A 23,930-nucleotide genomic window follows, 5' to 3' on the forward strand; every position below is an offset into this window, starting at 1 on the left:
AATGTAACCGAGTGTAACTTTTGGCGGATTATCGCTCTGGAGAGAGGAAAAACAAGGGGCAAGACTACTTTTCAGGCGGTTTCTTAACCTGCGAATAGCGGGTAAAAATGGCATGAAGACGGGCAAAGGAGATGAAGCAGCAAACTGAATTTTCAGGCTAAAAGCGCCATAAGATTCAGTTAAGTTGCTGATTTAACCATTTTCAGCCGCGCGCAAAGCGACTGAGCGGATTTTTGCCCTGAACGCAGAGAGGCTGGCGAGAATGTTTATCGCCCGGATTGAAACATGTGATTGAAATCCACAAAAAAAGGGACGATTTCTCGTCCCTTTTTCGCACGGCTAATCACATTACTGCAGCAGCGAGATATCTGCGACCTGCAGGAACAGCTCACGCAGTTTAGACAGCAGCGTCAGGCGATTGACCCGCACCGCCTGATCGTCGGCGTTGACCATCACCTTATCGAAGAAGTTGTCTACCGCAGTCCGCAACTGGGCCAGTTCGACCAGCGCATCCTGATAGCGGCCTTCCGCGAAGTAGGGCTGCAGCTTGCTGCTCAGCGCGGTCACAAAGGTCGCCAGCTGGATCTCTTCGTTCTCTTTCAGCAGCGACGCCTGCACGCTGTCGTTCAGCGTTTCGGTCGATTTCGCCAGGATGTTAGAGACGCGCTTGTTCGCTGCCGCCAGTGCGGCCGCAGCCTCCAGCGTACGGAAGTGTGACACCGCTTTCATACGGGCATCAAAGTCCGCCGGACGAGTCGGACGACGCGCCAGCACGGCCTGCAGCGTATCGATGCTGTGTCCCTCTTCCTGATACCAGGCGCGGAAGCGGCCCAGCATAAAGTCGATCACATCGTCGACGACGCGGGCATTGCTCAGCTTGCTGCCATAGAGACGCACCGCCTGTTCAGTCAGCGTCTGCAGGTCGAGCGGCAGGTTCTTCTCAACGATGATGCGCAGGACGCCCAGCGCCGCACGACGCAGTGCAAACGGATCTTTGTCGCCTTTTGGATGCTGGCCGATGCCGAAAATACCGGCAAGCGTATCCATTTTATCGGCAATCGCCAGCGCACAGGCGACCGGGCTAGAGGGCAGATCGTCACCCGCAAAGCGCGGCTGATACTGCTCGTTCAGCGCCACCGCCACATCTTCGGCTTCGCCGTCGTGGCGCGCGTAGTGCATGCCCATCACACCCTGGGTGTCGGTGAACTCGAAGACCATGTTGGTCATCAGGTCACACTTCGACAGCAGGCCCGCGCGGGTAGCGTGATTCACATCTGCGCCAATCTCACCGGCAATCCAGCCCGCCAGAGCCTGAATGCGATCGGTTTTATCGCGCAGCGTGCCCAGCTCTTTCTGGAACAGCACCGTCTCCAGACGGGGCAGATGATCTTCCAGGCGCTTTTTGCGGTCGGTATTAAAGAAGAACTCGGCATCGGCCAGGCGGGGACGCACCACTTTCTCGTTGCCAGAAATAATCTGGCGCGGATCGCTGGACTCGATATTGGTGACGAAAATGAAATTCGGCAGCAGGTTGCCGTCATTGTCATACACCGGGAAATATTTCTGGTCGCCTTTCATGGTGTAGACCAACGCTTCCGCAGGCACCTTGAGGAATTTCTCTTCAAAGGTCGCGGTCAGGACGACCGGCCACTCCACCAGCGATGTCACCTCTTCCAGCAGGCTGTCGCTGATGTCGGCGTTGCCACCCAGACGACGCGCCGCAGCTTCAGCATCGGCTTTGATCATCGCTTTACGGGTCTGATAATCGGCGATCACTTTACCGCGTTTTTCCAGCACGTCAGGATAGTGATCGGCGTGTTCAAGGATGATGTCGTTTTCGCCCATAAAGCGGTGACCGCGAATGTGACGTCCGGACTCAATGCCCAGAATGGTGCCCGGGATCAGCGCATCACCCAGCAGCATCACGACGGTATGCACCGGACGGACAAACTGCACATCGCTGTCGCCCCAGCGCATCAGTTTTGGCACCGGCAGCTTGCTGAGTGCGGTCGCGATCATTGCCGGCAGCAGCGCCTGAGCCGCTTCGCCTTTGACCTGAGCGCGATAAACCAGCCATTCGCCTTTATCGGTGGCGAGGCGTTCGGCCTGATCAACAGTGATGCCGTTTCCGCGTGCCCAGCCTTCGGCCGCTTTGGTAGCGTTACCGTCGGCGTCAAAGGCAGCCGCGACGGCCGGGCCGCGCTTCTCCACTTCCCGATCGGGCTGTGCGGCGCTCAGGTTTGCGACTTTCAGCGCCAGACGACGCGGTGCAGCAAACCAGCTGACCTCGCCGTGGCTCAGGTTGGCTGCATCCAGTTCAGCGGTCACCTGTGCGGCAAAGGCTTCTGCCAGGCTGCGCAGGGCTTTTGGTGGCAGCTCTTCGGTGCCGATCTCCACCAGGAAGGTTTGTTCAGTCATGGCTGCCTCTTACTTTTTGTTATTGCACATCGGGAAGCCCATCGCCTCGCGAGAGGCGTAGTAAGCTTCAGCCACGGCTTTAGTCAGGGTACGAATGCGCAGAATGTAGCGCTGACGCTCCGTCACCGAGATCGCTTTACGGGCATCCAGCAGGTTGAAGCTGTGCGCCGCTTTCAGAATGCGTTCATAAGCGGGCAGTGGCAGCGGTTTTTCCAGCGCCAGCAGATGCTGCGCCTCTTTCTCGTACTGCTCGAAGCAGGTAAAGAGGAAATCAACATCGGCGTATTCGAAGTTATAGGTGGACTGCTCCACTTCGTTCTGATGGAACACGTCGCCGTAGGTGGTTTTCCCCAGCGGGCCGTCGCTCCAGACCAGATCGTACACGCTGTCGACGCCCTGGATGTACATCGCCAGACGCTCCAGGCCGTAGGTGATCTCACCGGTCACCGGCTTACACTCCAGGCCACCCACCTGCTGGAAGTAGGTGAACTGCGTCACTTCCATGCCGTTGAGCCAGACTTCCCAGCCGAGTCCCCAGGCACCCAGCGTCGGGTTTTCCCAGTTATCTTCCACGAAGCGAATGTCATGCACCGTCGGATCCATACCCAGCTCTTTCAGCGAGCCCAGGTAGAGCTCCTGAATGTTGTCCGGTGAAGGTTTGATGATCACCTGGAACTGGTAATAGTGCTGCAGACGGTTCGGGTTTTCACCGTAACGGCCATCGGTCGGACGGCGCGATGGCTGCACGTAAGCGGCGGCGATCGGCTCCGGGCCGAGTGCGCGCAGGCAGGTCATAGGATGTGAAGTGCCAGCGCCCACTTCCATGTCCAGCGGTTGGACAATGGTGCAGCCCTGACGCGCCCAGTAATCCTGCAAGGTCAGGATCAGCCCCTGAAAGGTTTTGGTATCAAACTTTTGCATGTTGAGTGTGCACGCGCTTCGGTTAGATTAAAAAAAGAGGCCGACAGTATACCCTTTGACCGCGCGATGTGCAGCCGTAAATCCCTGCCGCTGCCGGGCCGTGCAGACAGGCGGGTGGGCGGCCATACAGAGGGCTCCGAATCGTGCTGACGGCAGTTGTTGACCGGGTCGCATTTGGCTACCCTTTTCCGCACGGACGCTATGCGCAAGAGGACGCCATGCCGCAGAAGATATACTGGATCGACAATTTACGCGCGGTCGCCTGCCTGATGGTGATCGTGATTCACACCACCACCTGGTATATCACCGGGCCGATGGCGGTAACCGGCACGACCTGGGATGTGGCAAACCTGCTCAATTCCGCCTCGCGCGTCTGTGTGCCGCTGTTCTTTATGATCTCCGGCTACCTGTTCTTCGGCGAACGCAGCGCCCAGCCGCGCCATATGCTGCGGCTGGTGCTCTGCCTGCTCTTCTACAGCGCGGTCTCCCTGGCCTATATCACCTGGCTGACGCCCATCAGCGAGGGACGGTCGATCCTGAAGATGCTGCAGAAACCGGTCTTTTATCACCTGTGGTTTTTCTTTGCGCTGATCGGCATCTATCTGCTGTCGCCGCTGATTCAGGTCAAAAACGTGCAGGCGCGTTACGTGGCGCTGCTGGTGCTGGTGCTGGCGGTGCTCGCCAACCCTAATACGGTCAGCCAGTCGCTGGGGCCGTTCCATTTCCTGCCGGTCAACCTCTATGTCAGCGGCGACAGCATTTACTACCTGCTTTATGCGCTGCTGGGACGGGCTATCGGCAGCATGGAGACACAGCGGCGCGGCCTGACGCCGCTGGCGGCCGGGCTGTTTATCGCCTGTGTGACTGGCATTACGCTGGGCACGAAAAAGGCGCTGATCGTGAACGGCGCCTTTAACGATACGTGGTATCTCTACTGTGGTCCGCTGGTGTTTATTGCCGCCATCAGCCTGCTGGTCGTCTTCAAAAACAGCCAGAATCAGCGCACGCTGCCCGGATTTACCGTGATTGCGCGCTATTCACTGCCGATCTACGGCTTTCATGCACTGTTTATTCACTATCTGCGCACGCATCACTACGACGATATGTCGCGGCCGTGGCTCGACCTGCCGTGGGTGTTCGGGCTGACGCTGGGCGGCAGCCTGCTGCTGGGGATGGCACTGAAACGCCTCGATACCCGTCACCTGGTCAGCTGACCGCGCCGCGTGACACCAGATCCCAGCCGCGGGCACGCCACAGCGCAGGCAGCTGCGCCATATCGTCAAAGCGCGTGACCAGCGGATGGTCCAGATCAGGATTGTGCGGATCGGCACAGTAGTAGTAGACCGGGATCCCGGCGGCGATACCGGCGCGGGCGCCCGCTTCGGAGTCATCCACCAGGATGCAGCGCTCGATCGGCACCTGCATCTGCTCCGCGGCGTGGTACATCAGTTCCGGATCGGGTTTCCAGTGCAGAATGTCATAGCCGCTATAAAGCCGATCCTCAAACAGCGACAGCATCCCGGTTAAGCCCAGCGAATGCTGCATCTTTTTGACGGTTCCATTTGAGACCACGCACATCGGCACGGTAATCTGCTCAACCAGCGCCTTCGCGCCAGCGATCGGTTGCAGATGCTGATCGAAGAGCCGCGCCACTTCCGCCCGGTAGGCGGTTTCCACCTCCTCCATCGGCAGCGTGATCTGATGCGCGTCGCCGACGTCACGAATGATGTCGTAGAGTTTGACGCCTTTGTACTTTTCAAACATCTGCTGCAGCGACAGCGCCAGACCGTAACGGGCAAAGGTGTTGACGTAGGCCTGGGTGCAGAGCAACTCACTGTCCACCAGCGTGCCATCGCAATCGAAAAAGACGCATTCTACTGACATCAGACTCTATCCTTTGATTCAGGGGTGTGCTCCACACTCTACCGCACTCAGCGCAGATTGCGAGACTGGCAATCGGTTGCGAAAAATCATTGTATTGCCCCGGTAAAATCGCCAGGATACGCGCCGATGAATTTTTCTTCCGGATGAATGGCATGAGCAAGCAAGGCGTTTTGCAGCGCATCTTCAGGCTGCAGGAACATGGCACCACGGTGCGTACCGAAGTGATCGCGGGTATCACCACCTTTCTGACGATGGTCTATATCGTCTTCGTCAATCCGCAGATCCTCGGCGTCGCCGGTATGGATACGCAGGCCGTGTTTGTGACCACCTGTCTGATTGCCGCCTTCGGCAGCATCCTGATGGGACTATTTGCCAATCTGCCGGTGGCGCTGGCACCTGCGATGGGGCTGAACGCCTTTTTCGCCTTTGTGGTGGTCGGGGCGATGGGCTATTCGTGGCAGGTCGGCATGGGCGCGATCTTCTGGGGTGCGGTTGGCCTGCTGATCCTGACGCTGCTGCGGATCCGCTACTGGATGATCGCCAATATTCCGCTGAGCCTGCGCGTCGGCATTACCGCCGGTATTGGCCTGTTTATCGCCATGATGGGGCTGAAGAATGCCGGTATCATCGTCCCGAACCCCGATACTCTGGTGGCGGTGGGGAATCTGACCTCCCACAGCGTGCTGCTGGGTGCGCTGGGCTTCTTTATTATCGCTATTCTGGCGTCGCGCAATATCCACGCGGCGGTGCTGATCTCAATGGTGATCACCACCGCGATTGGCTGGATGCTGGGCGACGTGAAGTTCGCTGGCCTCTTCTCCGCGCCGCCCTCTGTCTCCTCCGTGGTCGGCCAGGTGGATATCAAAGGCGCGTTTAACATCGGCATGGCGGGCGTCATCTTCTCCTTTATGCTGGTTAACCTGTTCGACTCCTCCGGCACGCTGATTGGCGTCACCGACAAAGCGGGCCTGACCGACGAGAATGGCACCTTTCCACGGATGCAGCAGGCGCTTTATGTCGACAGCATCAGCTCGGTAAGTGGCGCGCTGGCTGGTACCTCCTCCGTGACCGCCTATATCGAAAGCTCTTCGGGTGTGGCGATCGGGGGACGTACCGGCCTGATGGCGGTAGTGACCGGCCTGCTGTTTCTGCTGGTGACCTTCCTGTCACCGCTGGCCGCGATGGTGCCGGGCTACGCAGCAGCAGGCGCGCTGATCTACGTTGGGGTATTGATGACCGCCAGCCTGTCACGCGTGCGCTGGGATGACTTAACGGAAGCCGTTCCGGCCTTTGTGACCGCCGCCATGATGCCGTTCAGTTTTTCGATCACCGAAGGCATCGCGCTGGGGTTCATCGCTTACTGCGTCATGAAGGTCGGCACCGGGCGCTGGCGTGAAATCAGCCCCTGCGTGGTGATCGTCGCCCTGCTGTTTGTGCTGAAGATTGTCTTTATCGACGCGCACTAAGGCTGTGGATGGCCGCCACCTGCGGGTGGTGGCCTGCTCAGATTTCAGGATGCAGCTTACGTTCACCAGGCAGGCTGGTCAGCCGCAGGGCATGTGGCCCGATATTGGGTTTTCCCATCTCAATTTCGCGTAAGGCGCGCCACTGAAAGTCACTCTCCATCTCCCACAGATGCAGACGCTGGGTCGCCGACGACAGGGCACAGGACCAGACCAGCATCGGCTCCGCATCACATACCACCTGAATATCGGGATAGAGCGACGAACGCAGCCGCCCCGCACCCGGCAGCAGGCGCAGCGAATCCAGCCCCCGATCCACCTCACCCGTCAGCTTGAGAATGCTCTGCCGCAGTGTCCAGATCTGCGTCACCGCTTCCATGACATCCTGCTGGGCGTTGATCCAGGCCAGCTCGCCGGAGGTTAATGCCTGAATCAGCTGCGCCTGCGTCTGCCGGCTGCGCGCATGCACAATCTCCATATCCAGACCGGCCCGTCCGCCCTCTTCCGCCAGCAGCACCCCCACCGTATTACCGGTATAGGCGATGCTGAAATCGGGCAGATCGCTGTCGGCAAACACCGGGCGTCCGTTGCTCTGGATAATCAGGCGCGGCAGCTCCTGAATGCCATACACCCGCAGCATCAGCTGTGCCAGCAGGGTTCGCGCGGCAAGAAACCGCCCACGCCGCTTGTCAGCAAACTGCTGAGCCGTGTCCGTAACTGCCTGGGGGATGCGTAAATCATGAGCCGGAAAAGCGGGGTCGCCCGTCCAGCGTACAAAATGACCAGCCATCTGTCGCTCCGTGAAAATGGTCAGATAATCATCAGCGACATTGTAAGAATTTTCTTAACGCATTGCACCCGGCAACATACAGATAAGCATAAATTCGGAATAGGATGAGCGGGACAGAAAGGGGTCATGAGCGTACATTTATTCAACCCGCCCGCAGAATCGGGATTGCTGCCTCTTCCAGACTGACCCGCCCGACCGCCAGCGGGCCCTGCTGTCATGCGGCTGTCGGGTCGCTGTCGGGTGCGGGTCGTGTTGCTGCCGGGCACTTTGCCGCACACTTTCTGCCTGTCTGTTATTACGGAGAACGCGCATGAGCAGCATCAACAGATTTAAAGCACACCGTCTGGCCCGGGCATGGTCGCAGGAACAGCTGGCAGAAATGGCGGGGCTGAGTACCCGCACCGTCCAGCGGATAGAGAATGGCGAAAAGCCAGGTCTGGAAACGCTGAGTGCGCTGGCGGCCGTCTTTGAGGTGAGCGCCGGTGATCTGACCGGGCCACAGAACGGCGAGGATCAGGCGCTGGACCAGCGGATTACTGAAGCTCGCAGCAGGATCGCCGATGAAGCGCGCTTTTACCGTTCGCTGATCGTGGCGGTAGTGGTGTGCGGGCTGCTGTTCGTTCTGAACCGGATGACAGCACCGGCAACGCACTGGTCACTCTGGGTGGCGGCGATCTGGGGGGCGCTGCTGGTCGTCCGGGCGATACGGACCTTTGTTTTTCATGACGCGATGCAGCGCTGGCAGCAAAAACGCCTGCAGAAGATGCTGCGCCGCTGAGCACCACGATCGGTTCAGGCAGGCCATTTGCGTCGCGACTGAATCGCGACGCGATCAGCATCAGGCGAAGCGGCTTGCCTGTTCGAAGCTCAGGCGCGGCAGGCGCGGATGCAGTTTCGACGCCTCGCCGTAGCCCAGGTTAATCAGCAGGTTAACCTGATACTGGCCATCCGGGAAAAACGCCTCGTTGATTTTTTCCGGGTTGAAACCGGACATCGGACCGGCATCCAGACCCAGCGAACGGGCTGCGAGGATCAGGTAACCCGCCTGCAGGCTGCTGTTGCGGAAGGCGGTCTCTTTCGCCGCTTCCGGGCTGCCGGTAAACCAGCTGCGCGCATCCGCATGCGGGAAGAGCGCGGGCAGCTGCTCATAGAATTCGCGGTCCCAGGCCACAATCACCGTCACGGGCGCGCTCAGGGTCTTATCCAGATTGCCGGAAGAGAGGGCCGGTTTCAGCTTCTCTTTGCCCTCCGCCGAGGTCACAAAAACAAAACGCGCGGGCAGGCAGTTCGCCGAGGTCGGGCCCAGCACCGTCAGATCGTAAAGCTGTTCCAGCAGCGCGTGGTCGACCGGCTTGTCCTGCCAGTAACTGTGGGTGCGGGCGTCGTGGAACAGGGTATCCAGTGCGGCATTGTCGAGCGGTGTACTCATGCAACTCTCCTTTCTTCTGGCAAAAGGTTCGGCCAGGAATGTTCACATAGTGGGTCTGCTTCCGGCCGGATGCGGAACGGGACAACGCGCGGCACGCTCTGGCCGCCCCGCAGATCGGCGCCTCTACCGTTATACGACAACGCAGAGCCGCCGCCAAATAACATATCAGCAAGAATGGGGCAGAAGCGGGAATAACCGGGACAGCAACGGGCCTGACGGCGGACGCCGTCAGGCCAGGGGATTATTTACCGATACAGAAGCTGGAGAAGATGCGGCCCAGCAGATCGTCGGAGGTGAACTCGCCGGTGATCTCGCTCAGCGCCTGCTGCGCCACGCGCAGCTCTTCCGCCAGCAGCTCACCGGCCCGGGCACCCAGCAGCTGCGCTCTGCCCTGATCCAGGTGCGTCGCCGCCAGTTCCAGTGCCTGCAGATGACGACGGCGCGCCAGGAAGCCCCCTTCCATGTTACCGGCGAAGCCCATGCTCTGCTTGAGGTGATCACGCAACGCCTCAACACCCTCGCTGGTGCGCGCCGAGAGGCGAATCAGCGCGTGGCCGTTGATTTCGGTCAGGCCGAGAGGCTCACCGGTGACATCCGCCTTGTTGCGAACCACGGTCACCGGCAGTGCCGGCGGCAGGCGGGAGATGAAATCGGGCCAGATAGCCGCCGCTTCGGTGGCGTCGGTCGTCGTGCCGTCCACCATAAACAGCACGCGGTCCGCCTGTTCGATCTCCTGCCAGGCGCGCTCAATCCCGATACGCTCCACTTCGTCGCTGGCTTCGCGCAGACCGGCGGTGTCGATGATGTGCAGCGGCATACCGTCGATATGAATATGCTCGCGCAGGACGTCACGGGTGGTGCCCGCAATGTCTGTGACGATCGCGGCGTCACGGCCTGCCAGCGCATTCAGCAGGCTCGATTTGCCCGCGTTAGGCCGCCCCGCTATCACCACCTTCATCCCTTCACGCAGCAGGCTGCCCTGACGCGCTTCGGCACGGACGGCATCCAGGTCGTCGATTACGCTGTTCAGCTGCGCTTCGATTTTGCCGTCAGAGAGGAAGTCGATCTCCTCATCGGGGAAGTCGATGGCCGCTTCGACATAGATCCGCAGATGAGTCAGCGCCTCCACGAGGGCGTTAACCCGCGTGGAGAAGACGCCCTGCAGCGAGTTCACCGCCGAACGGGCCGCCTGCTCAGAACTGGCATCGATCAGATCGGCAATCGCCTCGGCCTGCGCCAGGTCGAGCTTGTCATTCAGAAACGCCCGCTCCGAAAACTCACCCGGCTGGGCGATACGTACGCCCGGCAGCGCCACGATGCGCTTCAGCAGCAGATCGAGGATCACCGGGCCGCCGTGGCCCTGCAGCTCCAGCACATCTTCGCCGGTAAAGGAGTTCGGACCGGGGAACCACAGCGCGATGCCCTGATCCAGCACGCTGCCGTCGCTGTCAGTAAAAGGCAGATAGTCGGCATATCGCGGCTTCGGCAGCTTGCCCAGCAGCTGACGGGCGACCTCTGCCGCCTGCGCGCCGGAAACGCGCAGAATGCCTACGCCGCCACGTCCGGGCGGCGTTGCCTGGGCAACAATAGTATCGCTGTGGCTCATAAATTTTCTCTCGCTACAAAAAACACAGGCGGTCGCTTTGACCGCCTGAGATTAGACTTTTTCCGCGCGGGACAGTGCCCGCGAGGGCTTACGCTTTCTTCTTGTCGCGGCTGTGCAGACCACGTTTTTCCAGGCCGCGGTAGATCAGCTGCTGCTGGAGAATGGTCACCAGGTTGCTGACGATGTAGTACAGCACCAGACCTGACGGGAACCACAGGAAGAAGACGGTAAAGATCACCGGCATGTAGGTCATGATCTTCTGCTGCATCGGATCGGTCACGGTGGTCGGTGACATCTTCTGAATGAAGAACATGGTGATACCCATCAGAATCGGCAGGATGTAGTACGGGTCCTGCGCTGACAGGTCATGGATCCAGAGAACAAATGGCGCATGACGCAGTTCAACCGAGCCTGACAGCATATAGTAGAGCGCCAGGAAGATGGGCATCTGAATCACCAGCGGCAGACAGCCACCCAGCGGATTCACTTTCTCTGCTTTATACAGGGCCATCATTTCCTGGCTCTGCTTCTGCTTGTCATCCCCCAGACGCTCACGCATAGCCTGAATTTTTGGCTGCAGCATACGCATCTTGGCCATCGAGGTGTACTGCGCTTTGGTCAGCGGGTACATGATGCCACGCACGATGAAGGTGATGACGATAATGGAGAAGCCCCAGTTACCGATGAAGCTGTGGATAAATTTCAGCAGCTTGAACAGCGGCTGAGAGATAAACCACAACCAGCCGTAATCGACGGTCAGGTCAAGGTGTGGCGCAATCGCGGCCATCTTATCCTGAATTTCCGGGCCAACCCACAGCGTTGCACCCAGATTCTGCTGTGCGCCTGCGGCAATGGTGACCGGTGCAGATTTGTAGCCAATCGCCGCAACGCCATTACCCAGGTTGCTGGTGTAAAGCGTGTTAGTGCCGTCGGTACGCGGCACCCAGGCCGTGGCAAAGTACTGCTGCAGCATCGCTACCCAGCCATTGCTGGTCGTCGCGCTCAGGTTCTCGTTATCCGCGATGGTGTCGAATTTGTACTTCTCATATTTCGAATCGCTGGTGGAGTAAGCCGCGCCACGGAAGGTGTGCAGAGCAAAGTTGTTGCTGCCGGTATCGCGATGCTTAGGCAGATCGATGGTCTGCTTCAGCTGGCCAAACAGGGACACTTCCAGCGGCTGCTGAGTGGTGTTGTTGACATGATAATCGACATTAACGGCATATTCGCCACGCTTGAAGATGAAGGTTTTGGTGTAAACCACGCCATTTTCAGCGGTAAAGGTCATCGGCACACGCAGTTCGGACTGGCCATCGGCCATCTCGAAATGATCCTGCGCGGCAGTGAACAGCGGACGCGCGCCGTTGTTCGGGTTATCCGGGCCGTTACGACCGGTTAATCCGCTCTGTGCCTGGTAAACAAACGCTGGCGTCGTTTCAAGCAGCTGGAACGGCTGATCAGAACCCAGTTTGTCCGGGAACGTCAGCAGTTGAGCCTGCTCAACATCACCGCCGCGGGTGTTGATATTCAATGACAGGACATCAGTCTTAACGGTGATCGTCTGGCCCTGACCGCTGGCCGGTACACCCTGACTGGCGGTATCACCCGCTACGCTGTTGGTGCCTTGTGTGGTCTGCGTCTGCTGTGGCTGCGGAGCGTGGTCCGTCTGCCAGGCTTGCCAGATCATAAAGGACACGAACAGAAAAGCGATGAGAAAGAGATTGCGTTGCGAATCCATCGTTAATGTTCTCTGGTATCAAAGGTTTTTGGCGGCACAGGATCGTCACCACCCGGGTTCAAGGGGTGGCATTTTAATACGCGTTTTAATGTCAACCAACTGCCTTTTATCAGGCCAAACCTGCGTAACGCCTCAATTCCATAATGAGAGCAGGTAGGATGAAACCGACAGTGTGGTCCCAGTAATGGACTGATACCGCGTTGATAGACGCGTATCAGGACGATCAGGAGCCGCGCGCCAGGCGACAGTGACGACGCCATAATTTCTCCAACGCTTCCGTCAGCATACGGTTATCCAGATCGGCAACCCCCTTCTTCGCGACGACCACGAAGTCCATCGACGGCAGTTCATGCTGACGCAGGCGAAAGCTTTCGCGGGTCAATCGCTTGATCCGGTTGCGTTCATGCGCGCGTTTAACATGTTTTTTAGCGACGGTGAGACCGATGCGGGGATGCCCCAGCGCGTTAAGGCGGCCGAGAATAGTGATTTGCGGCGTGCCAGCCCGTTGTGGCTGCTGGAAGACGAAAGTGAAATGAGTGGGAGTTAACAAACGTAACTCCCTGGGAAATGCGAGCTTACCCATCAGGGCTTGCTTTATTACTTAGAAACGGTCAGACGAGAGCGGCCTTTAGCACGACGACGTGCCAGAACCTGACGACCATTTTTTGTTGCCATACGAGCACGGAAACCGTGTGAACGGTTGCGCTTCAGTACGGACGGTTGAAAAGTGCGTTTCATGGCGGTTTCTACCTAAACTTGAAAATTTTCACTGGGTGACGCGTTTCGGGCCAGTAAATCGACCGACGCCTCAATGTGTCTTTAATAAAGAGGCGGGATTGTAATAATTGTACAGTCCCGAGTCAATTTACTTCGCGTGCAACGGTACCTGAAAACCCGCTTACAGCCCGCTGAGTTCCAACATTTCACCGCAGGGCGCAATGTCGGGTGGAGAATTATACGGGGTCCGCACTAAAGCGCAAGGATCGCACGGGATCTTATTGCGATCGTCTGCGGGGATCCTGGGGATAAAATGAGACGCCGCCCGAATTTTTCACGGATTGCGCCAGATCCCTGGGGGTTTTTCCCGCAACTGGCGTAAACTTCCCTGCGTGCTTCCGGCCTGTGGATAAAAACGATCAAAACTGTGTAGAAAGGGAAGATCTCTGCCTCGCTTTGCGCTATGATCCGCCCTTCCGCTGACGATCCTCCCGAGATTGCAGGATGGAAAACCGCTGATAGCGGTCGCAGGCGCTTTCTTAGTGTCTGTGTCAAAAATGAACGTTTCTTAGAGTAACGCCTACTATTCTTTTCGAATTTGTACGAGTGGAGTCCGCCGTGTCACTTACGCTTTGGCAACAGTGTCTTGCCCGTTTGCAGGATGAGCTTCCTGCCACCGAATTCAGCATGTGGATCCGTCCACTCCAGGCTGAGTTAAACGACAATACGCTTGCCTTGTATGCTCCAAATCGCTTCGTACTCGACTGGGTTCGGGACAAATACCTTAACAGCATCAATGCCCTGCTGAATGAATTCTGTGGGCCTAATGTGCCGACGCTGCGTTTTGAAGTCGGCACACGTCCGGTTCAGCAACCTGCGGCTGCGGTGAGCCAGCCGGTCATGGCGAACGTCAGCACGCCCGTCATGCCGGTGCAGAGCCACGTTCGTCCGGCTCCGGCGCAGATCGTGCGTCCCAGCTGGGATAACGTTCCGGCTCCGGCCGACGTCACGTATCGCTCAAATGTGAATAACCGTCATAACTTCGATAACTTCGTCGAGGGTAAATCCAACCAGCTGGCGCGCGCGGCGGCACGTCAGGTGGCGGATAATCCCGGCGGCGCTTACAACCCGCTGTTCCTTTATGGCGGCACCGGTCTCGGTAAAACGCACCTGCTCCATGCAGTGGGCAACGGCATTATTGCCCGCAAACCCAACGCCAAAGTGGTGTATATGCACTCCGAGCGTTTTGTGCAGGATATGGTCAAAGCCCTGCAGAACAATGCGATCGAAGAGTTTAAACGCTACTACCGCTCTGTGGATGCGCTGCTGATCGATGATATTCAGTTCTTTGCGAATAAAGAGCGTTCGCAGGAAGAGTTCTTCCACACCTTTAATGCCTTATTAGAGGGCAACCAGCAGATCATCCTGACATCGGATCGCTATCCTAAAGAGATCAACGGCGTCGAAGATCGCCTTAAATCGCGTTTCGGCTGGGGATTAACGGTGGCGATTGAGCCGCCTGAGCTGGAAACCCGTGTCGCAATCCTGATGAAAAAAGCGGATGAGAATGACATCCGTCTGCCGGGCGAAGTCGCCTTCTTTATTGCCAAACGTCTGCGCTCTAACGTGCGTGAACTGGAAGGGGCGCTGAATCGCGTGATTGCCAATGCCAACTTTACCGGCCGGGCAATCACCATCGACTTCGTGCGTGAGGCGCTGCGCGATCTGCTGGCGCTGCAGGAAAAGCTGGTCACCATTGATAATATTCAGAAGACGGTCGCCGAGTATTACAAAATCAAGGTGGCGGATCTGCTCTCCAAGCGCCGTTCGCGCTCGGTAGCACGTCCGCGCCAGATGGCGATGGCGATGGCGAAAGAGTTGACGAACCACAGCCTGCCAGAAATTGGCGATGCTTTTGGGGGTCGCGACCACACAACGGTGCTTCATGCCTGCCGCAAAATTGAGCAGCTGCGTGAAGAGAGCCACGATATCAAAGAAGATTTCTCTAATCTCATCAGAACATTATCTTCCTGACGCTATGAAATTTATTGTTGAACGTGAGCAGCTGCTGAAGCCGCTGCAACAAGTAAGTGGCCCACTGGGTGGTCGACCGACGCTGCCAATCCTCGGCAACCTGCTGCTGCAGGTCACTGAAGGTTCGCTGTTGCTGACCGGTACCGATCTGGAAATGGAAATGGTCGCGCGCGTGGCGCTGACCCAGGCGCACGAACCGGGTGCCACCACCGTTCCGGCCCGGAAATTCCTGGATATCTGTCGCGGATTGCCGGATGGCGCAGAAATTACGCTGGCGCTGGAAGGCGATCGTATGCTGGTGCGTTCTGGCCGCAGCCGTTTTTCCCTGTCGACGCTGCCCGCCAGTGACTTCCCGAATCTGGACGACTGGCAGAGCGAGGTGGAATTTACCCTGCCACAGGCAACGCTGAAACGGCTGATCGAAGCGACCCAGTTCTCAATGGCGCATCAGGATGTGCGTTACTACCTCAACGGCATGATGTTTGAAACCGAAGGGGAAGAGCTGCGTACCGTGGCGACCGACGGTCACCGTCTGGCCGTCTGCTCAATGCCGATTGGCCAGGCGCTGCCGAGCCACTCCGTCATTGTGCCGCGCAAAGGGGTGATTGAACTGCTGCGACTGCTGGATGGCGGCGAGACGCCGCTGCAGGTGCAGATTGGCGGCAGCAATATCCGGGCGCACGTCGGCGACTATATCTTTACCTCCAAACTGGTAGATGGCCGCTTCCCCGATTATCGCCGCGTATTGCCGAAAAATCCGGACAAAGCGCTGGAAGCGGGCTGCGATCTGCTTAAGCAGGCTTTTGCGCGTGCTGCGATCCTCTCCAACGAGAAGTTCCGTGGCGTTCGCCTCTATATCACCGAAAATCAGCTGAAGATCACCGCAAATAACCCTGAACAGGAAGAAGCGGAAGAGATGCTGGATGTCAGCTACAACGGCACCGAACTGGAAATCGGCTTTAACGTCAGTTACGTGCTGGATGTGCTGAACGCGCTGAAGTGCGAAAACGTCCGTCTGCTGCTGACCGACTCCGTGTCGAGCGTGCAGATTGAGGATGTGGCGAGTCCCGCCGCAGCCTATGTCGTGATGCCCATGCGCCTGTAGGTGGTATCTGTCGGCCTGGCTTACTTCCTGTGTTGTGCCCCGGCAGTGTTCGTCATCCTCACGTACGTCAGTACGCGCCGGTGGCGGTGTGCTGGCGGGGCGCAACATCACGGCGACGCTGTCGACCTGGTGACGTCGATACCGGGCAAACCCTGCCCCGGCATCGACGTCCTGGAATGTGACAAGGCAAAGCTCATTTCATCCCGATCACTGCCCTTCACGCTGGACTGATTCATGGCTTTAACCCGCCTTCTTATCAAAGATTTTCGTAATATCGAGCAGGCTGACCTGCAGCTGGCGCCGGGCTTTAACTTTCTGGTTGGGGTCAACGGCAGCGGTAAAACCAGTGTGTTAGAAGCCATTCATACGCTGGGGCATGGCCGGTCGTTTCGCAGCCTGCAGGCGGGCCGCGTCATTCGTCACGACGAGGCGGCGTTCGTGCTGCACGGACGGCTGGAGAGCAAAGAGCGGGAGATTTCAGTCGGGCTGACCAAAAACCGCGCCGGTGACAGCAAGGTGCGCATTGATGGCAGCGATGGTCACAAGGTCGCGGAGCTGGCGCAGCTGCTGCCGATGCAGCTGATTACGCCGGAAGGCTTCAGTCTGCTCAATGGCGGCCCCAAATACCGCAGAGCCTATGTCGACTGGGGCTGTTTTCACAACACGCCCGGTTTTTTTAACGCCTGGAACAATCTGCGTCGTCTGCTCAAGCAGCGAAACGCCGCGCTGCGCCAGGTCTCACGCTACAGTCAGATCCGCCCCTGGGATCAGGAGCTGGTTCCGCTGGCGGAACTGATCAGCCAGTGGCGCGCAGAATACAGCGCGGCCATTTCGGCGGAGATCACTGCCACCTGCAGCCAGTTCCTGCCGGAATTTGAGCTGCGCTTCTCTTTCCAGCGCGGCTGGGATAAGGAGAGCGACTATGGCGAACTGCTGGAACGTAACTTCGAGCGCGATCGCGCGCTGACCTATACCGCCAGCGGCCCGCATAAGGCCGATTTCCGTATCCGGGCTGAAGGGACGCCGGTAGAAGATTTACTCTCACGCGGGCAGTTAAAACTGCTCATGTGTGCATTGCGTCTGGCACAGGGCGAGTTCCTGACAAGCCAGAGCGGACGCCGCTGTATTTACCTCATTGATGACTTTGCTTCTGAGCTGGATGAAAGCCGCCGACGCCTGCTGGCGGAGCGGTTAAAAGCCACCCGGGCTCAGGTCTTTGTCAGCGCCATTTCGGCCGGACATGTAATCGACATGAGCGACGAAAAGGGCAAGATGTTCCGCGTGGAACAGGGTAAAATAGCGGTTCAACCTGAAGATTAAAATGAGCGAGAAACGTTGATGTCGAATTCTTATGACTCCTCAAGTATTAAAGTCCTGAAAGGGCTTGATGCGGTACGCAAACGCCCGGGCATGTATATCGGCGATACCGATGACGGTACCGGTCTGCATCACATGGTATTCGAGGTCGTGGATAACGCAATCGACGAAGCGCTCGCTGGTCACTGTAGTGACATTGTGGTCACCATCCATGCGGATAACTCCGTTTCGGTGCAGGATGATGGACGCGGCATTCCTACCGGCATTCACGAAGAAGAGGGCGTTTCCGCCGCGGAAGTGATCATGACCGTGCTGCATGCGGGCGGTAAGTTCGACGACAACTCCTATAAAGTGTCCGGCGGCCTGCACGGCGTGGGTGTCTCCGTCGTTAACGCCCTGTCGCAGAAGCTGGAGCTGACTATCCGTCGCGAAGGCAAAGTGCACCAGCAGATCTACGTCCACGGCGTCCCTGAGGCCCCGCTGGCGATCACCGGTGATACCGATTTAACCGGTACCCGCGTGCGTTTCTGGCCAAGCTACGAAACCTTTACCAACGTCCGCGACTTCGAGTATGACATTCTGGCAAAACGCCTGCGTGAACTCTCGTTCCTGAACTCGGGCGTGTCGATCCGTCTGGAAGATAAGCGTGATGGCAAAAGCGATCACTTCCACTACGAAGGCGGCATCAAGGCGTTCGTTGAGTATCTCAACAAGAACAAAACCCCGATCCACCCGACCGTGTTCTATTTCTCTAACGAGAAAGATGGCATCGGCGTGGAAGTGGCGCTGCAGTGGAACGACGGCTTCCAGGAAAATATCTACTGCTTCACCAACAACATTCCACAGCGCGACGGCGGTACGCACCTGGCCGGTTTCCGTGCGGCGATGACCCGTACCCTGAATGCCTACATGGATAAAGAGGGATACAGCAAGAAAGCCAAAGTCAGCGCCACCGGCGACGACGCCCGTGAAGGTCTGATCGCCGTGGTTTCGGTGAAAGTGCCGGATCCGAAATTCTCCTCACAGACCAAAGATAAGCTGGTCTCGTCCGAGGTGAAATCGGCCGTTGAACAGCAGATGAACGAACTGCTGGCCGAATACCTGCTGGAAAATCCGGCAGACGCCAAGATTGTGGTCGGCAAAATCATCGACGCCGCCCGTGCCCGTGAAGCGGCGCGTCGCGCCCGTGAAATGACCCGCCGTAAGGGCGCGCTGGATCTGGCCGGTCTGCCAGGCAAGCTGGCGGATTGCCAGGAGCGCGACCCGGCGCTCTCTGAAATCTACCTGGTGGAGGGTGACTCCGCAGGCGGCTCGGCCAAACAGGGCCGTAACCGTAAGAACCAGGCGATTCTGCCGCTGAAAGGTAAGATCCTGAACGTCGAGAAAGCGCGTTTCGACAAGATGCTCGCGTCACAGGAAGTCGCTACGCTGATCACCGCACTGGGTTGCGGCATCGGTCGCGACGAGTACAACCCGGACAAGCTGCGCTATCACAGCATCATCATCATGACCGATGCCGACGTCGATGGTTCACACATCCGTACCCTGCTGCTGACCTTCTTCTATCGTCAGATGCCGGAGATCATCGAGCGTGGCCACGTCTATATCGCTCAGCCGCCGCTCTACAAAGTGAAGAAAGGCAAGCAGGAGCAGTACATCAAAGATGATGAGGCGATGGATCAGTATCAGATCGCTATCGCGCTGGATGGGGCGACGCTGCACACCAATGCCAGCGCGCCAGCCCTGGGCGGCGAGCCGCTGGAGTCGCTGGTGTCTGAATTCAACAGCACCCAGAAGATGATCAAGCGGATGGAACGCCGTTATCCGGTAGCGATGCTGCGTGCGCTGATTTATCACGACACGCTGGGCGATCTGGGCAACGAAGCGGAAGTCACCACCTGGCTGAACGGTCTGGTGAGCTATCTGACCGAGCGCGAAGCCCACGGCAGCACCTGGCTGGCCCAGGTGCGTGAAAACCGCGAACAGAACCTGTTTGAGCCGGTACTGCGCGTGCGTACTCACGGCGTGGATACCGACTATCCGCTGGACGCCGAGTTCATCCAGGGCCCGGAATACCGCAAAATCTGCGCTCTGGGCAGCAAACTGCGCGGTCTGCTGGAAGAAGATGCGTACATTGAGCGTGGCGAACGTCGTCAGCCGGTGGCGAGCTTCGAACAGGCGATCGAGTGGCTGGTTAAAGAGTCGCGTCGCGGTCTCTCCGTTCAGCGCTATAAAGGTCTGGGCGAGATGAACCCGGATCAGCTGTGGGAAACCACCATGGATCCCGACAGCCGCCGTATGCTGCGCGTCACCATTAAAGATGCGATCGGTGCCGACCAGCTCTTCACGACCCTGATGGGCGATGCGGTTGAACCGCGCCGCGCCTTCATCGAAGAGAATGCGCTGAAAGCGGCCAACATCGACATTTAACCGACAGCCCCTGTCGCACAGGCCATCACTCTGGTGATGGCCTTTTTTTTGTGCCATACGGGCGGAAACCCGGATGCGCCCGCCCCGCCGCCTGCGCGCTGCGATCCCGATCACGTTTTAACCTGGTCAGCTCCCTTACTCTTGCCTCTCTTTGCGCTCTTCCGGCGCACACTTCATAACAGGGAGTTACACCATGATTGTTTGCGATCGTCACGACTGGGACAGAGAACGTCACGCCTTTCATCCGGTCGTTGATCAGGCGATAAGCTGGATTGCCGGCACAGATTTCAGCCAGCTGGAAACCGGGAAATATGCGATCCTGCCCGACGACAAAATGTTCTGTCTGGTGCAGGAGATGATGACCGAACCGGCCAGCGCGCGCCGTGCGGAGTCGCACTTTAACTACATCGATATCCAGTATCTGCTGGCAGGCACCGAGAACATCGGGGTAGCCCGCGCCCACCCCGATCAACAGATCACCGAAGATTTTGCCCGGCAGCGCGACGTGGTGTTTTACCAGAAGACGCTGAACGAGTCGGTGATTACGCTGATGCCCGGCATGTTCGCCCTCTTCTTCCCGCACGACATTCACCGCCCCTGCTGCGCGCCTGGCGAACCGGCAACTATCCGAAAAGCGGTGATTAAAATCCATCGCGATCTCTTTACCGCCTGACCCTGGCGACCAGGGTGCCGTTCCCGCCTGCCATGAAACTGGTCAATGTGCGCTGAATCGCGCTAGCATTGAGTAAAACCCAGACGCAACGAGGACTCTATGGCTATTAAATTGATCGCTATCGACATGGATGGCACCCTGCTCAATCCGCAACATGAGATCACGCCAGGGGTGAAATCTGCCCTGGATCGCGCCCGTGAGAAGGGGGTGGCGATTGTGCTGACCACGGGCCGGCCGTTTGTCGGCATCCAGCGCTATCTGATGGAGCTGGATATGCAGGTGCCCGGCCAGTACGCGATCAGCAACAACGGTGCGCTGGTTCATCAGGCTGAAAATGGCGACTGCGTGGCGGAAGTGACCCTGACCTTTGACGACTATCTCTACGTTGAGAAGCTGGCGCGTGAACTTGGCGTCCATTTTCAGGCGTTCGATAAATCCCATCTCTACACCCCCAACAAAGACATCAGTGAATTCACCATCCACGAGGCGAGCCTGACCGGTATTCCGGTGCGCTATCGCGCCGTGGAGGAGATGGATCGGGCCATGCGCTTCCCGAAATTAATGATGATCGATCGACCTGCCCTGCTCGATGCGGCGATTGCCCGCCTGCCTGAACAGGCTAAGCAGACCTACACCATCCTGAAGAGCGCCCCCTATTACCTCGAAATCCTCGACCGTCGGGTGAACAAAGGTCAGGGCGTCAGAATGCTGGCAGAAAAACTCGGCCTGAAGCAGGAAGAGGTGATGGCGATTGGCGATCAGGAGAATGACCTGGCGATGATCGAGTACGCCGGAACGGGCGTCGCAATGGGCAATGCCATCGATTCGGTCAAACAGATCGCCCAGTTTATTACCCGAACCAATATGGAAGATGGCGTTGCGCATGCCATTGAAGAGCTGGTGCTCTAACGCCCCTGCGCTCTGCCGGGCCACGCGCGCCCGGCCTTTTGAATCCGGTAAAAAAGCTGCACCGCAAAACAGAATCGCGTAATTTGTCGGGCAACTCTTTCTCCGCGGGTTTCATCATGTCAGAAAAACAGATCACCTTTGCTGCCCGTCAGCACCAGCTCACCAATATCAATGTCTGGACAGCCGACAGCCAGTGGCTGGCCTTTGACGTGCGTCCCTCTGGCGCGTCATTTACCAGCCAGACCATCGAGCGCGTCAATGTGATGACCGGGGAGGTGGAGGTGCTCTACCGGGCGCAGCACGGAGCCCACGTCGGGGTGGTGACCGTCAGCCCGGATCTGCCGCCGCGCTACGTCTGCATTCACGGCCCCGAACATCCCGATGCCAGCTGGCAGTATGACTTCCACCACCGGCGTGGCGTCATCGTGCAGAACGGCGCGGCGATCAATCTGGATGCCTGCGATATCACGCCACCCTTCACGCCCGGCGCCTTGCGCGGCGGCTCGCATGTCCACGTCTTCAGCCCGGACGGTTCGCGCCTGAGCTTTACCTACAATGACCATGTGATGCATGAGCGGGACCGTCGTCTCGATCTGCGCAACGTTGGCATCGCCGTGCCGCTGCGCGCCGTGAGGCCCGAAAAACAGCATCCGCGCGAATATGACGGCAGCTATTTCTGCCTGCTGGTCAGCCAGACGCAGGCGGACCCGGAACCCGGCAGCGATCAGATTAACCGGGCCTATGAAGAGTGCTGGATCGGCGAACGGGGCTATCAGAAAGCGGATGGCAGCTGGCAGCGCTGGGCCATCGCCTTTATTGGCGACACGCTGACGGCGCAGGGCGAAAAGTGCCCTGAAATCTTTATTGTCGATCTGCCTGAGGCGCTGGAGGATTACGCCCGTCCCGGCGAGCAGCCGCTGGAGGGCAGCAGCCAGCAGTTGCCTGCGCCACCGGCCGGTGTTCAGCAGCGCCGTCTGACGCACAGCAGAGGCGTCGCGTTGCAGCCGCGCCACTGGCTGCGTTCTGCGCCCGATGGTCGCCAGATTGCGTTTCTGATGGCGGATGCCGGGCAGACTATTCAGCTCTGGACGGTGTCACCCCAGGGCGGCGAGCCGCGACAGATCACCCGTCTCAGCCACAGCATCCAGTCCGCTTTCAGCTGGCATCCAGACGGAGAGGCGATCGCCTTTATCTGTGATAACAGTGTCATGCGATGTGATGTGGAGAGCGGCGCGTGTCAGCGGCTGACACCCCGCACGGAGGATGCGCCGTCAGGGGACGCGGTGGTCTGGTCACCGGACGGCTGTCAGATTGCCTTTATGCGCGAGGTTGCGGGCTGGCGTCAGCTCTTTACGGTTGCGGCTGAGACGCCATAGCGGGCATCGGCTGCGCCTGCGCCAGGCTCTCCTGAGTGTGCGCCAGCCTTTCACTCTGCAGGATGCGTTCCCGCGGCGAGTCGAGCGTTTTATCTCTGTCGCTGCGATAGTAGTCCCACGGCAGCAGCAGCGTATCCAGCACGGCAGAGAAAGGCAGATCGATTAACGCCAGCGGCTTCAGCGCCCAGCTGGTCTGATCGTCAGTCAGCATACCGGCGCTGGCGCGGGTGCCCGGATAGTAGCCCTGACTGGCACCGGTGTGAGACATCATGCTGGAGCAGCCGGTTGTCGCCATTGTGCAGCAAATCATTCCAGCCAGAGGTAAGGTCTTCAACAATTTCATTATCATCATCCCTTCAGTCATGGCAGAAGCCTGGCTGAGTTGGCCTGCCAGACAACGTCAACACTCTGGGGCGAAGTCCGTTCGGGTCTGGCAAAAGTAATCCTGAGTGTATGTCATTTCCTCAGATTGGCGAAAAAAATTGCGTTTTGCCCTCTTGAAAATCCCCTTCTGATACCCATTTTTAGTGTACGGACGCACTCATCGTTGCCGTAAGGGAGGATGAGGTGCCGTATCCAGCCTGTCCAATAGTGGAAGGTTGCCAAAACTTGCTGAATTTCAGGAGTCTTAATATGCGTAATTTTGATCTCACCCCACTTTATCGCTCTGCTATCGGTTTTGATCGCCTGTTTAACCTGCTCGAATCTAACCAGAATCAGAGCAACGGCGGCTATCCTCCTTATAACGTAGAACTGGTCGATGAAAACCACTATCGCATCACGATTGCGGTGGCCGGTTTTTCTCAGAGCGAACTGGATATCACGGCGCACGATAACGTGCTGACGGTGCGGGGTGCTCATCCTGAAGAGCAGGCCGAGCGCAAATACCTGTATCAGGGCATTGCCGAACGCAACTTCGAGCGCAAATTCCAGCTCGCCGACCACATCGTGGTCCGCGACGCCCGTCTCGAAAATGGTCTGCTGAGCATCGACCTTGAACGTCTGGTGCCGGAAGAGGCGAAACCACGCCGTATTGAGATTCTGAAGTAATCGTGTGAGTCAGAGAGCACGATGAAAAACGCCGCGTTAGCGGCGTTTTTTTTATGTCAGCGGGCGCGGGGCC

Annotated in this window: 22 protein-coding genes; 11 read left to right on the plus strand and 11 right to left on the minus strand. The window is 58.2% G+C overall.

Going from position 1 to position 23,930, the window contains the following annotated elements; translation table 11 throughout:
- Positions 1–348 precede the first annotated feature (348 nt).
- Together glyS and glyQ are read right to left on the minus strand one after the other, a co-directional pair.
- On the minus strand, positions 349–2,418 hold the full coding sequence (gene glyS, locus ACR6AS_RS17490) for a glycine--tRNA ligase subunit beta (protein ID WP_111141587.1): 2,070 nt from the start codon (positions 2,416–2,418) through the stop codon (positions 349–351).
- A 9-nt stretch (positions 2,419–2,427) separates the two neighbouring features.
- Entirely contained in the window at positions 2,428–3,339 is a 912-nt protein-coding gene (glyQ, locus tag ACR6AS_RS17495) for a glycine--tRNA ligase subunit alpha (protein WP_003849680.1), read from the minus strand.
- Positions 3,340–3,557: 218 nt separating this feature from the next.
- Here glyQ and ACR6AS_RS17500 point away from each other — a divergent pair, with 218 nt between their 5' ends.
- A complete protein-coding gene (locus ACR6AS_RS17500; protein WP_367395956.1) occupies positions 3,558–4,553 on the plus strand; it encodes an acyltransferase in 996 nt (331 codons plus the stop codon).
- Here ACR6AS_RS17500 and yieH read toward each other — a convergent pair.
- On the minus strand, positions 4,546–5,223 hold the full coding sequence (gene yieH, locus ACR6AS_RS17505) for a 6-phosphogluconate phosphatase (protein ID WP_111141591.1): 678 nt from the start codon (positions 5,221–5,223) through the stop codon (positions 4,546–4,548). The genes ACR6AS_RS17500 and yieH overlap by 8 nt on opposite strands.
- A gap of 152 nt (positions 5,224–5,375) precedes the next feature.
- Here yieH and ACR6AS_RS17510 point away from each other — a divergent pair, with 152 nt between their 5' ends.
- Entirely contained in the window at positions 5,376–6,689 is a 1,314-nt protein-coding gene (locus tag ACR6AS_RS17510; protein WP_434163285.1) for an NCS2 family permease, read from the plus strand.
- Positions 6,690–6,726: 37 nt separating this feature from the next.
- Here the strand turns inward: ACR6AS_RS17510 and ACR6AS_RS17515 are convergent, their stop codons facing one another.
- On the minus strand, positions 6,727–7,476 hold the full coding sequence (locus tag ACR6AS_RS17515; protein WP_367395954.1) for a 4'-phosphopantetheinyl transferase family protein: 750 nt from the start codon (positions 7,474–7,476) through the stop codon (positions 6,727–6,729).
- A 310-nt stretch (positions 7,477–7,786) separates the two neighbouring features.
- On the opposite strand from ACR6AS_RS17515, the gene ACR6AS_RS17520 reads away from it, so the two are divergent.
- Positions 7,787–8,254: a 2TM domain-containing protein gene (locus ACR6AS_RS17520; protein WP_418799380.1), complete on the plus strand. Its 468-nt coding sequence runs from the start codon at positions 7,787–7,789 to the stop codon at positions 8,252–8,254.
- A 60-nt stretch (positions 8,255–8,314) separates the two neighbouring features.
- Here ACR6AS_RS17520 and ACR6AS_RS17525 read toward each other — a convergent pair whose 3' ends face one another.
- The 6 genes from ACR6AS_RS17525 to rpmH all read right to left on the minus strand — a co-directional run bounded on the left by ACR6AS_RS17525 (position 8,315) and on the right by rpmH (position 12,984).
- Positions 8,315–8,905 (minus strand): malonic semialdehyde reductase, encoded by a 591-nt coding sequence (locus ACR6AS_RS17525; protein ID WP_418799381.1) that lies wholly within the window; start codon positions 8,903–8,905, stop codon positions 8,315–8,317.
- A gap of 241 nt (positions 8,906–9,146) precedes the next feature.
- The gene (mnmE, locus tag ACR6AS_RS17530; RefSeq protein ID WP_111141702.1) at positions 9,147–10,511 is read right to left on the minus strand and encodes a tRNA uridine-5-carboxymethylaminomethyl(34) synthesis GTPase MnmE; all 1,365 of its coding nucleotides are present in this window, start codon (positions 10,509–10,511) and stop codon (positions 9,147–9,149) included.
- 88 nt (positions 10,512–10,599) lie between these two features.
- Positions 10,600–12,246, minus strand: a complete 1,647-nt coding sequence (gene yidC, locus ACR6AS_RS17535) for a membrane protein insertase YidC (protein WP_111141700.1) — start codon at positions 12,244–12,246, stop codon at positions 10,600–10,602.
- A 2-nt stretch (positions 12,247–12,248) separates the two neighbouring features.
- Entirely contained in the window at positions 12,249–12,506 is a 258-nt protein-coding gene (gene yidD, locus ACR6AS_RS17540) for a membrane protein insertion efficiency factor YidD (protein ID WP_008926397.1), read from the minus strand.
- The gene (gene rnpA / locus ACR6AS_RS17545; RefSeq protein WP_111141698.1) at positions 12,470–12,829 is read right to left on the minus strand and encodes a ribonuclease P protein component; all 360 of its coding nucleotides are present in this window, start codon (positions 12,827–12,829) and stop codon (positions 12,470–12,472) included. Before rnpA ends, yidD begins: the two co-directional genes overlap by 37 nt.
- 14 nt (positions 12,830–12,843) lie before the next feature.
- On the minus strand, positions 12,844–12,984 hold the full coding sequence (gene rpmH / locus ACR6AS_RS17550; RefSeq protein ID WP_003849659.1) for a 50S ribosomal protein L34: 141 nt from the start codon (positions 12,982–12,984) through the stop codon (positions 12,844–12,846).
- Positions 12,985–13,581: 597 nt separating this feature from the next.
- Here rpmH and dnaA point away from each other — a divergent pair.
- From dnaA to ACR6AS_RS17585, 7 genes are all read left to right on the plus strand, one after another.
- Positions 13,582–14,997, plus strand: a complete 1,416-nt coding sequence (gene dnaA / locus ACR6AS_RS17555) for a chromosomal replication initiator protein DnaA (RefSeq protein WP_293773483.1) — start codon at positions 13,582–13,584, stop codon at positions 14,995–14,997.
- A 4-nt stretch (positions 14,998–15,001) separates the two neighbouring features.
- Entirely contained in the window at positions 15,002–16,102 is a 1,101-nt protein-coding gene (gene dnaN, locus ACR6AS_RS17560; RefSeq protein ID WP_111141694.1) for a DNA polymerase III subunit beta, read from the plus strand.
- 234 nt (positions 16,103–16,336) lie between these two features.
- Positions 16,337–17,422: a DNA replication/repair protein RecF gene (gene recF, locus ACR6AS_RS17565; RefSeq protein WP_434163289.1), complete on the plus strand. Its 1,086-nt coding sequence runs from the start codon at positions 16,337–16,339 to the stop codon at positions 17,420–17,422.
- A gap of 18 nt (positions 17,423–17,440) precedes the next feature.
- Positions 17,441–19,849, plus strand: a complete 2,409-nt coding sequence (gyrB, locus tag ACR6AS_RS17570) for a DNA topoisomerase (ATP-hydrolyzing) subunit B (protein ID WP_111141690.1) — start codon at positions 17,441–17,443, stop codon at positions 19,847–19,849.
- Between the two features lie 193 nt (positions 19,850–20,042).
- Positions 20,043–20,522, plus strand: a complete 480-nt coding sequence (locus tag ACR6AS_RS17575) for a NanQ anomerase/TabA/YiaL family protein (RefSeq protein WP_128086289.1) — start codon at positions 20,043–20,045, stop codon at positions 20,520–20,522.
- Between the two features lie 99 nt (positions 20,523–20,621).
- The gene (yidA, locus tag ACR6AS_RS17580; protein WP_367395952.1) at positions 20,622–21,431 is read left to right on the plus strand and encodes a sugar-phosphatase; all 810 of its coding nucleotides are present in this window, start codon (positions 20,622–20,624) and stop codon (positions 21,429–21,431) included.
- Positions 21,432–21,547: 116 nt separating this feature from the next.
- On the plus strand, positions 21,548–22,807 hold the full coding sequence (locus ACR6AS_RS17585) for a YidR family protein (protein WP_111141089.1): 1,260 nt from the start codon (positions 21,548–21,550) through the stop codon (positions 22,805–22,807).
- Here the strand turns inward: ACR6AS_RS17585 and ACR6AS_RS17590 are convergent.
- Positions 22,782–23,150 (minus strand): YceK/YidQ family lipoprotein, encoded by a 369-nt coding sequence (locus ACR6AS_RS17590; protein WP_293773496.1) that lies wholly within the window; start codon positions 23,148–23,150, stop codon positions 22,782–22,784. The genes ACR6AS_RS17585 and ACR6AS_RS17590 overlap by 26 nt on opposite strands.
- Positions 23,151–23,440: 290 nt before the next feature.
- Between ACR6AS_RS17590 and ibpA the strand changes: the two genes are divergently transcribed.
- The gene (gene ibpA / locus ACR6AS_RS17595; RefSeq protein ID WP_009088277.1) at positions 23,441–23,857 is read left to right on the plus strand and encodes a small heat shock chaperone IbpA; all 417 of its coding nucleotides are present in this window, start codon (positions 23,441–23,443) and stop codon (positions 23,855–23,857) included.
- The last annotated feature ends 73 nt before the right edge of the window (positions 23,858–23,930 follow it).

Source organism: Pantoea phosphatilytica (assembly GCF_051025615.1).
GTDB lineage: Bacteria > Pseudomonadota > Gammaproteobacteria > Enterobacterales > Enterobacteriaceae > Pantoea.

Coding starts and splice junctions, on each gene's coding strand:
- ACR6AS_RS17510 (WP_434163285.1), top strand. CDS start 5,376: ATGAGCAAGCAAGGCGTTTTGCAGCGCATCTTCAGGCTGCAGGAACAT.
- rpmH (WP_003849659.1), bottom strand. CDS start 12,984: ATGAAACGCACTTTTCAACCGTCCGTACTGAAGCGCAACCGTTCACAC.
- recF (WP_434163289.1), top strand. CDS start 16,337: ATGGCTTTAACCCGCCTTCTTATCAAAGATTTTCGTAATATCGAGCAG.
- ACR6AS_RS17520 (WP_418799380.1), top strand. CDS start 7,787: ATGAGCAGCATCAACAGATTTAAAGCACACCGTCTGGCCCGGGCATGG.
- yidC (WP_111141700.1), bottom strand. CDS start 12,246: ATGGATTCGCAACGCAATCTCTTTCTCATCGCTTTTCTGTTCGTGTCC.
- ACR6AS_RS17575 (WP_128086289.1), top strand. CDS start 20,043: ATGATTGTTTGCGATCGTCACGACTGGGACAGAGAACGTCACGCCTTT.
- glyQ (WP_003849680.1), bottom strand. CDS start 3,339: ATGCAAAAGTTTGATACCAAAACCTTTCAGGGGCTGATCCTGACCTTG.
- ACR6AS_RS17525 (WP_418799381.1), bottom strand. CDS start 8,905: ATGAGTACACCGCTCGACAATGCCGCACTGGATACCCTGTTCCACGAC.
- ACR6AS_RS17590 (WP_293773496.1), bottom strand. CDS start 23,150: ATGAAATTGTTGAAGACCTTACCTCTGGCTGGAATGATTTGCTGCACA.
- yidD (WP_008926397.1), bottom strand. CDS start 12,506: ATGGCGTCGTCACTGTCGCCTGGCGCGCGGCTCCTGATCGTCCTGATA.
- gyrB (WP_111141690.1), top strand. CDS start 17,441: ATGTCGAATTCTTATGACTCCTCAAGTATTAAAGTCCTGAAAGGGCTT.
- ACR6AS_RS17515 (WP_367395954.1), bottom strand. CDS start 7,476: ATGGCTGGTCATTTTGTACGCTGGACGGGCGACCCCGCTTTTCCGGCT.
- mnmE (WP_111141702.1), bottom strand. CDS start 10,511: ATGAGCCACAGCGATACTATTGTTGCCCAGGCAACGCCGCCCGGACGT.
- ibpA (WP_009088277.1), top strand. CDS start 23,441: ATGCGTAATTTTGATCTCACCCCACTTTATCGCTCTGCTATCGGTTTT.
- rnpA (WP_111141698.1), bottom strand. CDS start 12,829: ATGGGTAAGCTCGCATTTCCCAGGGAGTTACGTTTGTTAACTCCCACT.
- dnaN (WP_111141694.1), top strand. CDS start 15,002: ATGAAATTTATTGTTGAACGTGAGCAGCTGCTGAAGCCGCTGCAACAA.
- ACR6AS_RS17500 (WP_367395956.1), top strand. CDS start 3,558: ATGCCGCAGAAGATATACTGGATCGACAATTTACGCGCGGTCGCCTGC.
- yieH (WP_111141591.1), bottom strand. CDS start 5,223: ATGTCAGTAGAATGCGTCTTTTTCGATTGCGATGGCACGCTGGTGGAC.
- yidA (WP_367395952.1), top strand. CDS start 20,622: ATGGCTATTAAATTGATCGCTATCGACATGGATGGCACCCTGCTCAAT.
- glyS (WP_111141587.1), bottom strand. CDS start 2,418: ATGACTGAACAAACCTTCCTGGTGGAGATCGGCACCGAAGAGCTGCCA.
- ACR6AS_RS17585 (WP_111141089.1), top strand. CDS start 21,548: ATGTCAGAAAAACAGATCACCTTTGCTGCCCGTCAGCACCAGCTCACC.